The 13,190-nt window shown below is 45.4% G+C and carries 13 protein-coding genes; all 13 read left to right on the forward strand.

All coding sequences use genetic code 11. The features are described from left to right. Positions 1-88: 88 nt before the first annotated feature. The gene (gene yfmF, locus ACM1ND_RS10530) at positions 89-1,369 is read left to right on the forward strand and encodes an EF-P 5-aminopentanol modification-associated protein YfmF (RefSeq protein ID WP_023988232.1); all 1,281 of its coding nucleotides are present in this window, start codon (positions 89-91) and stop codon (positions 1,367-1,369) included. Between the two features lie 2 nt (positions 1,370-1,371). Next, positions 1,372-2,652 (forward strand): EF-P 5-aminopentanol modification-associated protein YfmH, encoded by a 1,281-nt coding sequence (gene yfmH, locus ACM1ND_RS10535; RefSeq protein WP_075154079.1) that lies wholly within the window; start codon positions 1,372-1,374, stop codon positions 2,650-2,652. A gap of 20 nt (positions 2,653-2,672) precedes the next feature. Further along, on the forward strand, positions 2,673-3,440 hold the full coding sequence (ymfI, locus tag ACM1ND_RS10540; RefSeq protein ID WP_418027645.1) for an elongation factor P 5-aminopentanone reductase: 768 nt from the start codon (positions 2,673-2,675) through the stop codon (positions 3,438-3,440). 102 nt (positions 3,441-3,542) lie between these two features. After that, positions 3,543-3,797, forward strand: a complete 255-nt coding sequence (locus tag ACM1ND_RS10545) for a DUF3243 domain-containing protein (RefSeq protein WP_013309950.1) — start codon at positions 3,543-3,545, stop codon at positions 3,795-3,797. A gap of 227 nt (positions 3,798-4,024) precedes the next feature. Beyond that, positions 4,025-4,798 carry a DUF3388 domain-containing protein gene (locus ACM1ND_RS10550; RefSeq protein ID WP_013370747.1) on the forward strand — a complete coding sequence of 258 codons (774 nt, stop codon included), beginning with the start codon at positions 4,025-4,027 and terminating at the stop codon, positions 4,796-4,798. A gap of 30 nt (positions 4,799-4,828) precedes the next feature. Continuing rightward, on the forward strand, positions 4,829-5,905 hold the full coding sequence (locus ACM1ND_RS10555) for a helix-turn-helix domain-containing protein (protein ID WP_028542704.1): 1,077 nt from the start codon (positions 4,829-4,831) through the stop codon (positions 5,903-5,905). Positions 5,906-5,989: 84 nt separating this feature from the next. After that, entirely contained in the window at positions 5,990-6,154 is a 165-nt protein-coding gene (locus ACM1ND_RS10560; protein ID WP_023988236.1) for a hypothetical protein, read from the forward strand. Positions 6,155-6,298: 144 nt separating this feature from the next. Next, the gene (locus ACM1ND_RS10565) at positions 6,299-6,790 is read left to right on the forward strand and encodes a YajQ family cyclic di-GMP-binding protein (protein ID WP_013309953.1); all 492 of its coding nucleotides are present in this window, start codon (positions 6,299-6,301) and stop codon (positions 6,788-6,790) included. Between the two features lie 210 nt (positions 6,791-7,000). Continuing rightward, complete coding sequence (gene pgsA, locus ACM1ND_RS10570) at positions 7,001-7,588, forward strand: CDP-diacylglycerol--glycerol-3-phosphate 3-phosphatidyltransferase (RefSeq protein WP_013309954.1); 588 nt, start codon at positions 7,001-7,003, stop codon at positions 7,586-7,588. A gap of 95 nt (positions 7,589-7,683) precedes the next feature. After that, complete coding sequence (locus tag ACM1ND_RS10575; RefSeq protein ID WP_418027649.1) at positions 7,684-8,952, forward strand: competence/damage-inducible protein A; 1,269 nt, start codon at positions 7,684-7,686, stop codon at positions 8,950-8,952. 242 nt (positions 8,953-9,194) lie between these two features. After that, the gene (recA, locus tag ACM1ND_RS10580) at positions 9,195-10,256 is read left to right on the forward strand and encodes a recombinase RecA (protein ID WP_023988239.1); all 1,062 of its coding nucleotides are present in this window, start codon (positions 9,195-9,197) and stop codon (positions 10,254-10,256) included. A 196-nt stretch (positions 10,257-10,452) separates the two neighbouring features. Beyond that, the gene (locus tag ACM1ND_RS10585) at positions 10,453-11,202 is read left to right on the forward strand and encodes a regulatory protein RecX (RefSeq protein WP_028542702.1); all 750 of its coding nucleotides are present in this window, start codon (positions 10,453-10,455) and stop codon (positions 11,200-11,202) included. Between the two features lie 373 nt (positions 11,203-11,575). After that, a complete protein-coding gene (gene rny, locus ACM1ND_RS10590) occupies positions 11,576-13,120 on the forward strand; it encodes a ribonuclease Y (RefSeq protein ID WP_013309958.1) in 1,545 nt (514 codons plus the stop codon). The last annotated feature ends 70 nt before the right edge of the window (positions 13,121-13,190 follow it).

Raw genomic sequence — 13,190 nt, forward strand, 5'->3', positions numbered from 1 at the left:
ACTTTACCTCTTTACAGGAGGATGATTTACAGCAGCTAATGCTAATCAAAGGCTAGACGCAAATTGACGTCACAAAGGAGTTTTGGACTTGAACAAAACAGGTTTCGAGCGTGGCACACGCAGACAACTGAGGATTCATGTACTGCCGACCAAGCGCTTTAAGACGTTTGCCATATCGTTGTATGTAGGTACTCCGCTACGTGAGGAAACCGTTACCCGAGTGGGGCTGGTACCTTTCGTTCTGCGACGGGGTACAGAATCGTATCCGCAGACTACACAATTCAGAGAACAGTTAGAACAATTGTATGGCGCGGGTTTCGGATTCGATGTATACAAACGTGGAGATTATCAGATCGTGCAATTTCGCATGGATACGATTAATGACAGCTTTGTAAACAGTCCGGATAGTTTGCTGGATCGTTCGTTTGCTTTTCTCGGAGAAGTGCTGACGAAGCCTGCATTGGAAAATGGTGCATTTCAAACGGGATACGTCCAGCAGGAACGAGAAAATGTGCGTAAAAAGCTGGAATCTATAGTTAACGATAAAATACGTTATGCTGGTGAGCGCTGTATGGAGGAAATGTGCAAAGATGAGCCTTATCGTCTGCACCCTCTTGGTCAACGATCCGATCTGGACAGCATAGATGCACAGAGCTTGTATCAGGCTTATGGAGAATGGCTGAATCATGCCAGCATGGATTTATACGTTGTGGGAGATACGACGCTGGAAGAAGTTGAGAAGTTTGTTGATCGCTATTTTCAATTGAATCGTTCAGCGGAAGCAGGGTATGTTCCAGAACAGCCCAAGTCAGTAGAGCGTGAGGTTCAAACCGTTGTAGAGCGTCTTGATGTGAACCAGGGCAAGCTCAACATGGGGTTGCGCACCCCTATTACGTATGGAGACGATCGCTATGCTTCCGCTCTGATGTATAATGGCATTTTGGGCGGGTATCCGCATTCAAAGCTGTTCGTTAATGTAAGGGAAAAGGAAAGTTTGGCGTATTACGCTTCATCGCGGTATGACGGGCATAAAGGGATTGGTACGATTCAATCTGGTATCGAAATTCCTAATTATGAAAAAGCGGTTACTATTATCCGCAAGCAACTGGAAGATACGCAAAATGGAGCGATTACCGAGCTGGAAATGACCCAAACGCAGGCGATGATTCGCAACTTGCTAAAGGAGATGCAGGATTCCGCTTTTGAAATGATCGCCTATGATTTTAACAGACAGCTTTCCGGTAAAGAGCGGACGGTAGATGAGCTGCTGAGTCAGGTGGAGGCAGTCAAGGTGCAGGATGTTCAGGATGCCGCCCGGACGTTCCGACTGGACACTATTTATTTCTTGAGAGACCAGAAGGGGGAATAGCGGTGGAGCATATACCTTATGAGCATTTGCAGGAAACGCTGTACTATGAAGTAATGGATAACGGTTTACACGTTTATGTGTTGCCCAAACCGGGTTTTCAGAAGACGTACGCCACATTTGCGACTAAATACGGCTCGGTTGATAATCATTTCCGCGTAGAAGGTCAACAGCCCGTAAAGGTGCCGGATGGCATAGCCCATTTTTTGGAGCATAAAATGTTTGAAGAGCCTGAAGGCGATATTTTTGCTACCTTTTCTTCTAATGGGGCATCGGCGAACGCATTTACGAGCTTTGATCAAACAGTATATCTGTTTTCGGCAACCGAGCGTATTCAAGAAAATTTGACCACCCTGGTCAATTTTGTGCAGCATCCTTACTTTACAGATGAAAATGTAGAGAAGGAAAAAGGCATTATCGGCCAGGAAATCAATATGTATGAAGATAATCCCGATTGGCGGAGTTACTTTGGTCTGATCGAGGCGTTGTACAAGGTCCATCCGGTGCATATTGATATCGCAGGTACTGTTCAATCCATCAGTACGATTACAAAGGAAACGCTGTACAGTTGCTATGAAGCTTTCTACCATCCAAGCAATATGATTCTTTTTGTAGTGGGCGGAGTGGATCCAGCTGAAGTAATAGAACTGGTACGTAACAATCAGGCTAAAAAGGACTATAAGCCGCAGGGAGAGATCGAGCGGATTTTCGACGATGAACCCACTACAGTTGCAGAACCACGTCATGAGGTAAAGCTGGCCGTTTCTCTGCCAAAGCTACTGTTTGGATTTAAGGAGGCTGAAGTAGGCCTAACGGGTGAAGAATTGCTCCGTCATGATCTGGAAACCAAGCTGATGCTAGATCTCCTGTTTGGCTCCAGTACACAACTGTATCAAAAGCTCTACGATGAGGATCTGATTTCGGACAGTTTTGGTCATGAGTACAATAGCACGCAGCAATATGCATTCTCTGCAATCGGTGGGGATACCAAAGACCCGGATCGGCTGTTGGCGAGAATACGTGAAGAGGTGGAGTTCATCCAGAAGCAGGGCTTTGCAGCAGAACATTTTGAACGGGCACGCAAAAAGAAAATCGGTGGTTATCTGCGTACACTCAATTCACCAGAAAATATTGCGCATGAATTTACAAGACATCGCTTCCGGGGCAGCGATTTTTTCCAACTGCTTCCGATTTATGAAAGTATCACGCTTGAGGATGTAAATCGCCGTCTGAAAGACCATATCCAGTGGGATCAACTCGCAATATCACTAGTGGTGAGTCCGTAATGTCCAGGGAGAGGGAAACGATGACCACCGAGGGCGGAGAACTAAAAGCGATTGGCGATACAACCGTGCTGATTACAGGAGCAAGTGGCGGAATTGGTGCGGCTATTGCTGAGCGTTTTGCAGCTGTAGGGATGAATGTGGTCATTCACTACATGAAGTCCCATGAAAAAGCAAATGAAGTTGCCCGTCGTTGCATGGCTTATTCAGGCAAGGTAATGACCGCGTCAGCGGATCTGCGGAGCAAGGAGCAGATCGAACGCATGCGTGAAAAGCTGGATAATCACGGGATGAAGCCGGATATTCTTGTGAACAATGCCGGACTATCTCATTATGGGCTGTTAACAGATGTTTCGGAAGAGGAATGGGACGAAGTGATGGCTGTCAATGTTAAGGGAACCTTTTTGTGCACGCAGGTTTTTATGCCACATATGATTTCCCAACGCTATGGCCGCATTGTGAATGTTTCATCCGTGTGGGGGATATGTGGTGCTTCGTGCGAGGTGTTGTATTCCACCACCAAGGGAGGCATTAACGCTTTCACTAAAGCGCTGGCTCAAGAGGTAGCACCTTCCGGGGTGACAGTGAATGCTGTAGCTCCAGGTGCAGTGGATACGTCGATGCTGGATCATTTGGATGAAGGCGAAATTACCAGTTTGGAAGAAGAAATTCCTGCTGGACGATTGGCTCGACCTGATGAAATATCGTCCCTAGTTTATTTTCTTGCGCTTCCTGAGTCAGGTTATATTAATGGCCAGGTCATAAGTCCTAACGGAGGATGGGTGACTTAAGGGAAATAGCGCTTGGAGGAATCCACCAGTATAGTAAGCGTCTGAGAAGAGCATATTACAACTGTTGATTTTAAATCTGAATCATCTAAGGAGGATTTAAGTATGTCAACAGTTGTTCAGAATTTTGATGTTTGGAAAAAGTTCCTCGGTCAGCGTGTAGAGCAAGCGGAGAAGCTGGGAATCAGCCAAGATACCATTTCTGAGCTTGCTTATGAAATTGGTGATTTTCTGGATGAGAAGGTCGATCCAGCCAACCATTCCAACCGCGCACTGAAAGAACTGTGGGGAGTTGCCGATGAGGACGAGCGTCACACCATCGCCCGGCTAATGGTTAAATTGGCCAAGAGCAACGCATAAGTAGGAACCAACATGAAAAGCTCCCTTTTGGGGGCTTTTCTGTAATGGTTACAGAGCTGTTCTTGTAATTCCATTGTAATTTATATATCATAAACGTGATTGAGGCTTACAACACAATGCAGCCTATCAAATTTCAATAATTGGTTTTGTCGAAAGATGTTATTTTATGATACAATAATGCTTTGATTTGGAGTTGTTGACGGTTTGAATGTGAATGAGGTGCTAACGTGACGGAAGAAACGAAACAGTGGTACATGGAGTACAAGATACATAAAAATCGACCCGGACTGCTGGGAGACATTGCTTCCATGCTTGGTATTCTGGGGGTTAATATACTGACGATCAACGGTGTTGAAGGCGAAAGACGGGGGATGTTGCTTGAAACGGACGATGACGAGAAGATACGCATTCTCGGAGACACGTTAAAAAAAGCGAGCAACATTACAGTCACGGCCTTACGTGCTCCGAGACTGGTTGATATATTGGCAGTAAGACACGGCCGTTACATCGATCGGGATTCGGATGATCGTAAAACATTTCGCTTTACACGCGATGAGCTTGGGTTGCTGGTCGATTTTTTGGGTGAAGTATTAAAGAGGGACGGCAATCAGGTGATCGGTCTTCGCGGGATGCCGCGTGTGGGCAAAACGGAATCCATTATTGCCAGTAGCGTATGCGCAATGAAGCGTTGGACTTTTGTGTCTTCAACGTTACTACGACAGACGGTACGCAGTCAGCTCTCTGAAGAAGAAATGAACCCAAACAATGTGTTTATTATTGATGGTATTGTGAGTACAATTCGGTCAAATGAAAGACATTATCATCTGCTTCAGGAAATCATGAGTATGCCAAGTACTAAAGTGATTGAGCATCCTGATGTATTTGTACGTGAATCAGGATACAGCTTTGACGATTTCAATATCATTATTGAGCTTCGCAATAATCCGGCTGAGGAAATTATTTATGATACCTTTACAGCCAGTTATACAGAAGATCTTTAAATAAGCGTAATTACACAAGGAGATGATGACATGTCAGAACTGGGTCAGCAATTAAAGGAGGCCCGGCTGCAAAAAGGATTGAGCCTTGACGATGTTCAGGAAATGACGAAGATACGCAAACGTTATCTGGAAGCCATTGAGACGGGCGATTACAAAGTGCTGCCGGGAAGCTTTTATGTCAGAGCTTTTATTAAAACATACGCTGAAACGGTCGGGTTGAACCCCGATGAGATTCTGGAAGGGCATCAAAGCAATGTGCCTGAACCTGAGCCGGAAGCAGTCATGGAGCCTGTTACACAGAAACGCTCCAGCCGTCCCGCCACGATTGGTAATCTTAAATGGTTGCCTACAGCGTTAATGTGGCTTTTTCTAGTTCTCATTGTTGGGGTTATTTATGCTTATTGGGTGAGCAACAACCATTCAACTCCAAAAACAGCAGAAAACACAACGCCGATTACAACACCAAGTACAACACCAAGTACAACACCAAGCACGTCTACTCCTGATACCACTACGACACAGCCGAACAATGGTCAAACGACGGCTCCAAATGGTGCTGGTGGGCAGACTCCTGATGCGGGGCAAACCGGCCAAACTCAGCCAGGTGGTACGGGGAGTACGGGTGCTACTACTCCAGATACTGGACAGCAGCCGGATACGACTACGCCACAACAAGGTGTAACTGTGGCACAGGACGGCAAGCAAGGCAAGACGACGATTTTTAAAGTTTCCAGTTCAACGGGAGCCGCGGTCAAGGTTGATATTAAAGCGACGGGCGAAAGCTGGCTTGAAGTGTACAAGGGAGAAAATTCCCGTGGAGAAAAGCTGAGTTATGGTATGACTAAAAGTGGAGATGCCATGTCTTTCGATATTGGTCCAGAAGGTTTATATATCAAATCAGGACGGTCTTCTGCCACAGATATTTCCGTAGCAGGTCAACCGATAACAGATAATAAATCGACTACTCGTGTACTGATCCAGCAAGGAGAAGCTTCTTCGACCGGAACGAGTGCAGGGGTAACGGGTTCACCTGCAGATTCTACGACAGGTAGCAGTACGGATTCAGCACAAAGTAGTACAGATTCTACAACTACTGATGGTGAATAAACGCCTTGGTGCGAGGAAATACTAATGACTGTAATTCCTGGAAAGGCAGTCATTTCATTTTCCGCAAAGTGAGGTGTATACGTTATGACCGTCAGCTGGATTGTGACTGGGCTCGGTATAATTGTCAGTTTACTGGGCTATTATCTGACACCGAATGCATGGGGCTATGGCATACTGGGCTTTGGTCTTGCTCACATTGTGCTTGGACTTTTGGATATGTTCCGAACCCCAACACGAAGCCATAATTAGATATTTTGACCGTAATTGAAATAAAGGCGTTTTTGTCAGGAAAACTGGCAAGAACGCCTTTTTAGTCAACGGATTATTGGATTTTTGTAAATGACTAGCCTATAATTAGATATTGAACTTTGTTGTGGAAAGGAAAGTGAAACGATGGCTTCAGAAAATTCATTTGATATCGTCTCCAAAATGGATATGCAGGAGTTAACAAATGCGGTTCATCAGACGGAGCGTGAAATTGAAACTCGATTTGATTTCAAGGATAGCAAAAGTAGCCTTAAGCTTGAGAAAGAAGCTCTTACGATTGCATCGGAAGACGAATACAAGCTGAATGCGGTGATTGATATTTTGCAATCTAAAATGGCCAAACGAGGTCTGTCCCTTAAAAATGTGGAGTATGGCAAATTGGAACCCGCCTCTTTAGGTTCAGTGCGTCAGCGTCTTTCGCTTAAGCAGGGAATTGATCAGGATAATGCCAAGAAAATTAACATTCTTATTCGGGACTCCAAGCTAAAAGTTAAAAGTCAGATTCAAGGTGATCAAATCCGAGTGACCGGAAAAAACAGGGATGATTTACAGGCGATCATTCAATTGCTGCGTAAAGCTGATTTGCCATTGGAGCTTCAATTTACAAACATGAAATAAAGCCGTTTTCCCTCATACATTTTGTAGGAAAAAACGTTGCTTGATGTGCGGCAGGTTATTTTGACATGCGTTTTGTGCCATATTATACTTGTAACGAAAATGCAGACAATTCAGGTGTATAGCGCTCGTCGATAGCGATTTACATAGGATTGAATTTAATCCGAAAACTGCCATTTGTAATCAAGTACGATAATCAGGGGAGAGTGTGTTGTGAATTTACCCAACAGAATTACAATAACGCGGATTTGCCTTATTCCGGTGATGATGCTGGCTTTGCTGGTGGACTTTGATTTTTATCCGCCGCCGATTGAGATCGGAGCTTTCAAGCTGCCGTATAATCAGCTGATTGCGGCTATCATTTTCCTTGTAGCAGCCAGCACGGATGGTCTTGACGGATATTTGGCACGTAAAAATAATATGGTCACCAATTTGGGCAAGCTGTTGGACCCCCTTGCTGATAAGCTTTTGGTAACCGCCATTTTGGTTTCCTTGGTAGAAATGGGAAAAATCGATTCGTGGATTGTCGTTGTGATTGTTAGCCGTGAGTTTGCGGTTACGGGTCTGCGTCAGATTGCCTTACTGGATGGTTCTGTGGTTGCTGCAAGCAATTGGGGCAAATTGAAGACGATCATCCAGATCGTTGCTATTGTAGCGTTGCTCATTAATAATTTCCCGTTTGTTTTTCTTGGTATCCCGTTTGATTTAATAGCGATATGGGCAGCGGTGTTGATCACCATTTATTCGGGTATTGATTATTTTGTGAAAAATATCCACTTGCTGAGCTCCTCCAAAGTTTAACAGGATAAATTTTATGGAAACAGCAATAGGGACTAAACTTATTGCTGTTTCTTTACATAATTCCCATAATATTCGCAGTACAGGAGGAAGAATTGATGAAAGCTGAAATAATTGCAGTAGGTACAGAGTTATTGCTCGGACAAATAGTGAATACAAATGCTCAATATTTGTCACAAGAGTTGGCTACAATCGGAATCGATGTATATTTTCAGACTGTAGTTGGCGATAACATAGATCGGCTTCAGGAAGCGATAAGAATTGCTCAGAAGCGTGCGGATATTATTTTGTTTTCCGGTGGTCTGGGACCGACTCAGGATGATTTGACGAAAGATGCGATAGCGTCTGTATTGGGGCGAAAATTGCACATAGATCGTCTTGCAATGGACAAGCTAGATCAGTTTTTCCGTAACCGTGGGGTAGAAATGACCGAGAATAACCGCCGGCAGGCGCTTTCTATTGAAGGCGCTACTCCCCTTGAAAATGAGACAGGGCTAGCTGTGGGCGACGCAATTGCACAGGACGGTAAATTTTATGTAGTTTTGCCTGGACCGCCTAAGGAACTCAAACCCATGTTTGCAAACCAAGCGAAACCTTGGTTGCTTCAGCAGGCATTGAGCGGTGAGGAAATGCCAATTTATTCAAAAATGCTAAAATTTGCAGGGATCGGTGAGTCAGCTCTTGAAACCCATTTGTTAGATCTGATCCAATCCCAGACAGACCCCACGATTGCTCCTTATGCCAAGGAAGGGGAAGTCACGATCCGTATATCCACCAAGGCGGCCAGCGAAAGTGAAGCACTAATTAAGCTGACGGCTACGGAAGTAGAAATTCAGCAGCGTCTTTCGGAATATATGTATGCAAGTGAAGATGTTACGCTGGAGAAGGTTATCGTAGATCTAATGGCCAAACGCGGGCTCACTGTGAGTGCGGCAGAAAGCTGTACAGGTGGAATGCTGATGGAACACATCACTTCTATACCTGGCAGTGCTGTTATGTTTCAAGGTGGCATCGTGTGCTATTCCAATGAAATGAAGATGAAATTACTCAACGTGCCTTATGATTATTTGGAAGGGGATCAAGCGCCAGGTGCAGTGAGTAAGGAAGTAGCCCTTGTGCTTGCAGAGCAGGCAAGAATGATCATGGACAGCGATTTTGGACTTTCAGTTACTGGTGTTGCCGGGCCTGGGTATTCCGAACGGAAGCCAGTCGGTCTGGTGTATATTGGCATTGCTGAACGCGACAAGGAAACGGAAGTACATGAACTGAGACTGAGTGGTAACCGTGAAACAATCCGACTGCGATCAGTCAAAGCAATCCTGTACAGATTGTGGCGCAGACTGGTAGAGAACGAGAAACTCTTTTAAACATCTATGTACAGTGTGGGTCGTAGAGTTGTTTTAGATAGATATTCATGATATAATCTTCTTATCGGAAGAACCGTTGCAAAGCCTTTTGCCAGCGGTTCTTTTTTTGTTTTAAGAGACAGGTGTAATTGTAGAAGAGAGCTGTGTGAACAAAAAAAACGAATGTATGTTCGAAAAAATGCTTGGCAAGCGTGTCAAAACAAGGTATTATTAAAGTACAAACAATGAAGGATGTGAGTTTATTGTCAGATCGTCGTGCTGCGCTGGATATGGCGCTCCGTCAAATAGAAAAGCAATTTGGTAAAGGTTCCATTATGAAGTTGGGTGAGTCTACCCACATGCAAGTGGAAACGATCCCCAGTGGTTCGATTGCTTTGGATATTGCGTTAGGAACGGGCGGCTTTCCAAGAGGCCGGGTTATTGAAATATACGGACCGGAATCATCCGGTAAAACGACAGTAGCTCTTCACGCTATCGCAGAGGTGCAAAAAACAGGCGGACAAGCCGCCTTTATCGACGCCGAGCATGCGCTTGATCCGTCGTATGCAAGCAAGCTGGGTGTCAATATTGATGAGTTGTTACTATCGCAACCAGATACAGGAGAGCAGGCGCTTGAGATTGCCGAAGCTCTTGTACGTAGTGGAGCAGTAGACATTGTAGTTGTTGACTCCGTAGCGGCACTTGTGCCCAAGGCAGAGATTGAAGGCGAAATGGGAGATTCCCACGTTGGTCTTCAAGCACGTTTGATGTCTCAGGCATTGCGTAAGCTTTCTGGAGCCATTAATAAGTCGAAAACCATTGCTATTTTTATTAACCAGCTACGTGAAAAAGTAGGTGTTATGTTCGGTAACCCTGAAACAACACCAGGTGGACGTGCCTTGAAGTTTTACTCTACGGTACGTTTGGATGTTCGTCGTATTGAAAGTTTGAAAATGGGTAACGACATTGTGGGTAACCGCACACGTATTAAAGTCGTGAAGAACAAAGTTGCCCCTCCTTTCCGTCAGGCTGAGGTAGATATTATGTACGGTGAGGGCATTTCCAAAGAAGGTAGCCTGATCGATATCGGTACGGAGCATGACATTGTCGACAAGAGCGGAGCCTGGTATTCCTACGAAGGTGAGCGCCTTGGTCAGGGACGTGAGAATGCTAAGCAATTTTTGAAGGAAAATCCGAATATTGCTAGTACGATCGAACAAAAAATTCGGGTGGCCAGCAATCTGATTACGACGGTTGCTCCGCCTACAGAAGAAGAGTTGGCACAGCAAGCGAAGGAAGAACAGGAATTGTTGGAGCTTGAATAAAGCTCGGTGAATCCTGGTTTGTGAACTGGGGCCAGGGTTATGGCACCGTCCGTTTGAATAGCATGATTCTGATGCCCTGCACAGTTGTGCAGGGCATTTTTGCATCAACTAGAGTCTGCTTTGTCAGTGGAATCTAACTTTTGCGTAGCAGGTGTTCAAAGGCTGCTTTCGTGAATTTCAAAGTGAGGGAAATATATTGCAGTTGGACGATGAAGATGAATACACTTCGGAAGCAAATAAGCAACAAGGGATTTCTCTTTTTCCGGATCATGAGGAATTGATGATTACTAGGGTAGAGCAGGGACAGGGACGCAAACATGGAAGGTATATCATACATTTTGGTCCTTATTCACTGTCTGTATTAGAAGATGTAATGATCAAGTACAATATGTTCAAAGGAACGTCATTTGATAAAAAAGAACTGGAAGATATCGTTCTGGCAGATGAAAAGCAACAGGCTTATGTACTTGCGCTTCGCTATTTGGGGCGAAAGCCTCGCACACGTCAGGAAATTGCCCAGCGTTTAGCGCAAAAAGAACTGGATCAGTCTGTTATTGACGAAGTAATGGTCCGACTCCATAGGGAACAACTCGTAGATGATGATTTATACGCCCGTCAATGGGCAAGGCAGCGCATAACAAGCCAACGTAAGGGGAAGATGTGGGTTAGGCAAGAACTTCGTCAGAAGGGCATCTCTAAAGCCTCTATTGGCGAAGCGTTAGGTGAGATCACCGATAATGAGGAGTGGGAGAGCGCTTTGACGGTCGGACGTAAGAAATGGAATCAGGTACGTGGTGATATAATGGAGAAAAAAAGGAAAACATACCCTTTTCTCATGAGACGCGGATATTCGGGGGATATGACACGCCGGGTAGTCAATCATCTCACTGCGACCGAGCATGACGCTGCTTCAGATGACGAGGAATTGTTGCAGTGGGAGGAATAGTTGCCAAACGGCTGCTGAACCTTTGGCTAGTATGAACGGATAGGATGAGCTAGTTATTACATGGAAAGCTGCATGGTAGTCTACTAATGTTTGCATTCCCTTGACAATGCCATTTGTCAAATAATAAAATATATATGAAACGATACTTGTGGAACGCCCTTTTTCCTTCCAAAAAAGCGGAATCCACGGTGAGTTCTCATCGCCAAATAACAAGTGATGCCGCTATGCCAGGCGGAATTGTACATGTGAAAGCATGTGCATATGAAATGAAACGACCTTGTGTCGTTGTCTTAGTTTGACGATCAAAGTAAATGTGACAATTGCAAAAAGTCCCAAGGAATGCCTTGGAGGAACCAACGGGGAGGTGAACAGTATGATGACTGCGATCTGGTTCGTTCTCGTTGCTGTAGCCGCGTTATTCTTTGGGTTCGGGATTGGTTATTTTATTCGCAAATCTATTGCAGAAGCTAAGATCTCCAGTGCGGAAGAAGCTGCCGCGCAAATCGTGGAGAACGCGAAAAAAGAGGCAGAAGCGCTGAAGAAGGAAACGGTATTGGAAGCGAAAGATGAAATCCACCGCATCCGTGCCGAAGCTGAAAAAGAAACTCGTGAACGTCGCAATGAAATTCAACGACAGGAACGAAGATTGCTGCAAAAAGAAGAATCGCTGGATAAAAAATTGGAATCGCTGGAACGCAAAGAAGAACAAGTGGCCAACAAAGAGAAACGAATCGATGAAACCCAGCAGCAAATTGATTTGATTTACAAGAGTCAGGTAACTGAGTTGGAACGTATTTCCAATCTGACGATGGAGGATGCAAGAAGTATTATTCTGACCAACGTAGAGCAGGAAGTTCGTCATGAAACAGCTCAGATGATTAAAGAAATTGAACAGCAGGCCAAAGAAGAAGCGGACAAAAAGTCTCGTGAAATCATCACACTGGCCATCCAACGCTGTGCGGCAGATCATGTAGCAGAAACGACGGTTTCTGTTGTCACATTGCCGAACGAAGAAATGAAAGGCCGGATCATCGGGCGCGAAGGCCGTAATATCCGTGCACTTGAAACCCTTACAGGAATTGACCTCATTATTGATGATACGCCGGAAGCTGTTATTTTGTCTGGATTTGATCCGATTCGTAGAGAGATTGCGCGTACTGCGCTTGAAAAGCTCGTAGCGGACGGACGGATACATCCGGCTCGTATTGAAGAGATGGTGGAAAAATCCCGTAAAGAGGTGGACGAACGAATCCGTGAGTATGGTGAACAGGCCACCTTTGAGGTGGGCGTGCATAGCTTGCATCCAGATTTGATCAAGATCTTGGGACGTCTCAAGTTCCGTACAAGTTACGGACAGAACGTATTGAAGCACTCGATGGAAGTTGCATACTTGACAGGTCTGATGGCCGGGGAACTGGGCGAAGACGTTGTACTGGCAAGACGGGCAGGATTGCTGCATGACATCGGGAAGGCGCTGGATCATGAAGTGGAAGGTTCGCACGTTGAAATTGGCGTGGAGCTGGCGAAGAAGTACAAGGAACACCCGGTCGTCATCAACAGCATTGCCTCACATCACGGCGACTGCGAAGCGACTTCAGTGATCGCCATGCTGGTTGGGGCGGCAGATGCCCTGTCAGCAGCAAGACCGGGAGCGCGGCGTGAAACGCTAGAGACGTACATCCGTCGTCTTGAGAAGCTGGAACGCATCTCCGAATCTTTTGAAGGCGTTGAAAAATCATACGCGATTCAAGCCGGACGCGAAGTTCGTGTCATGGTACAGCCAGAGAAAATTGATGATGCGGAAGCATTCCGACTGGCCCGCGATATTACGAAAACGATTGAGAATGAACTGGACTATCCGGGACATATCAAGGTCACCGTCATACGCGAGACCCGTGCGGTAGAATACGCAAAATAAAAGCATTTCAATGAAAAGTGGCCGCTGCTTGTAGGGCCACTTTTCATTATGTAAGGCAGACTAGGGAGGG

This window comes from Paenibacillus sp. JJ1722, assembly GCF_048282685.1.
Classification (GTDB): domain Bacteria; phylum Bacillota; class Bacilli; order Paenibacillales; family Paenibacillaceae; genus Paenibacillus; species Paenibacillus polymyxa_B.

Excerpts from the sequence above, each read along its gene's own strand:
- ACM1ND_RS10545 (WP_013309950.1), top strand. The coding sequence starts at position 3,543 with ATGTCAACAGTTGTTCAGAATTTTGATGTTTGGAAAAAGTTCCTCGGT.
- ACM1ND_RS10555 (WP_028542704.1), top strand. The coding sequence starts at position 4,829 with ATGTCAGAACTGGGTCAGCAATTAAAGGAGGCCCGGCTGCAAAAAGGA.
- ACM1ND_RS10560 (WP_023988236.1), top strand. The coding sequence starts at position 5,990 with ATGACCGTCAGCTGGATTGTGACTGGGCTCGGTATAATTGTCAGTTTA.
- rny (WP_013309958.1), top strand. The coding sequence starts at position 11,576 with ATGATGACTGCGATCTGGTTCGTTCTCGTTGCTGTAGCCGCGTTATTC.
- ACM1ND_RS10575 (WP_418027649.1), top strand. The coding sequence starts at position 7,684 with ATGAAAGCTGAAATAATTGCAGTAGGTACAGAGTTATTGCTCGGACAA.
- ACM1ND_RS10565 (WP_013309953.1), top strand. The coding sequence starts at position 6,299 with ATGGCTTCAGAAAATTCATTTGATATCGTCTCCAAAATGGATATGCAG.
- ymfI (WP_418027645.1), top strand. The coding sequence starts at position 2,673 with ATGACCACCGAGGGCGGAGAACTAAAAGCGATTGGCGATACAACCGTG.